Origin of the sequence: Streptomyces thermospinosisporus, assembly GCF_039526425.1 — a bacterium.
Taxonomy (GTDB): domain Bacteria; phylum Actinomycetota; class Actinomycetes; order Streptomycetales; family Streptomycetaceae; genus Streptomyces; species Streptomyces thermocarboxydovorans.
In genome coordinates, this window is record NZ_BAAAIZ010000145.1 from 1 (window position 1) to 1,792 (window position 1,792).

At 62.3% G+C, this 1,792-nt stretch carries 3 protein-coding genes; all 3 read left to right on the top strand.

Features of this window, described 5'->3' with window-relative positions:
• Window positions 1-1,012, top strand: a 1,012-nt coding sequence (locus ABD207_RS31620; protein ID WP_344016751.1) for a transcriptional regulator, incomplete at its 5' end; no start/stop codon positions are given.
• 9 nt (window positions 1,013-1,021) lie between these two features.
• Window positions 1,022-1,591, top strand: a complete 570-nt coding sequence (locus ABD207_RS31625; protein ID WP_344016752.1) for a transcriptional regulator — start codon at window positions 1,022-1,024, stop codon at window positions 1,589-1,591.
• A partial coding sequence (locus tag ABD207_RS31630; RefSeq protein WP_344016753.1) for a hypothetical protein occupies window positions 1,588-1,792 on the top strand: 205 nt, incomplete at its 3' end. The genes ABD207_RS31625 and ABD207_RS31630, both read left to right, overlap by 4 nt.

The window sequence follows — 1,792 nt, forward strand, 5'->3', positions numbered from 1 at the left end:
ACCCGACCCCACACCCCAACCCGACCCCACACCCCAACGCCCCAAAACCCCCACCCCACACCGCAACCAACCCCGCACCCCAGACCTGATCACCCAGGCCACCCACAAAGCCCTCGAAGACCACCACGGCGACATCCACGCCGCCACCGCCGCACTCCAACGCCGCGCCATCCCCGACGCCATGGCCCTGCTCGACCACTGCCGCATCGGCGCCCGCTACGACATCGTCGGCCACCCCCCACTGCCCGACATCCTCCGCAAGAAAAGCGCCCACGGAGCCGACGACGTCTGGGAAGCCCGCCCCAACTGGACCAACCCCGCCCCACCCACCGGCCCCCTCCACGTCACCGCCCTCGACATCAACGGCGCCTACCTCTCAGCCCTCAAAACCCACCTCCCACTCGGCGCCCTCGAATACTCCACCGGAAACGTCCACTCCCGCCGCCGCTCCGGAATCCACCTCATCACCCCACCCGAATGGGAACACCACCACCTCCCCAACCCCATGGGAAACCGCGACGAACCCGGACCCGTCTGGATCACCGAACCAACCCTCCGCCTCCTGCAACGCCTTTCCACCGACCAATACGGCCGGCTCTGCGATCCACCCGTCATCCACGAATCATGGACGTCCGGCTCAACAGAGCATCTGTTTGAGAAGTTCCGGCAGATCCTGCGAGACGCACGAGAAAAAGCCATCAACGAGAACGACGAACTCACCCTGGAATACGTGAAATCCATGTATTCTAAGTTCGTGTCCACGATGGGGGAGTCGAACTTCAACAGGGAAATCTACCGCCCGGACTGGATGCACATCATCCGCTCGCAGGCATTCGTCAACCTCTGGCTCAAAGCACACAAAGCCCACACCGCAGGACTGACCGTGATCAGAGCCATGGGCACCGACGAACTCCACATCGCCGGCAACTGGCGGACCGTCTTCACAGAAGGACGCGGAGTCTCACAGGTGAAAGTCAAAGACACCTACACCCTCGACACCGCACACGACTAAGAGACCCAAATGCCAGGCAGAACAGACGACTTCGGACGCTACGGCGCCCAAGGCGAACGAGGAAGCCAAGCCGCAGCCCGCGTCCTCGACTCCCTCTCCGGCGGCATCGCATCCCCCGTCACCACACGCCGCGGACTGTCCGCACGCCTGCGCTACCTCACCCGCTCCAAGGCCGGACACCAAGCCATGCGAGAAGCCGGCATCACCGTCACCCCACGCACCCTCAAAGCATGGCTCGCAGGCAAACAACGCCCCAACAAAGCCAACCTGGCCAAGATCGACACCGCATACTGGGCCCTCCGGCGGAAGAACGTCGCCAAGTACCTCCTGCGCCGGCTGAACGCCAATGGAGGAACACGCGTGGAAATCCACCCGGTTGACCAGAGCCACGTACCGATCCCACGTCAGCGCATCCTGGAATACCGGCGGTTGAACATCCGACACTGGGACGCGATCGTCGACGCATGGATGAGGGGAGATGCACAAGCACTTGACGACGCGTGGATCGACCAAATGGTGAATCTTGGATCCCAATGGGGAAAGTACGAATACGTCACATCCGTGGGATTCGCAGCATGATGAAAAACCGTCAGATAATCCTGATGGACCGTCAGAATCCTCGAGCCGCGCCAACACCCCACTCTCTAGCTGCCATAGAAATTCGCGGAGCGAATTTCTATCTGCGTCACGAAGTGACGCAACCTCATTTCTCTTGCGGAGCAAGAGAAATGACCCTCTGCCGCGGAGCGGCAGAGCAGCGCCTGGCCGCGGAGCGGCCGG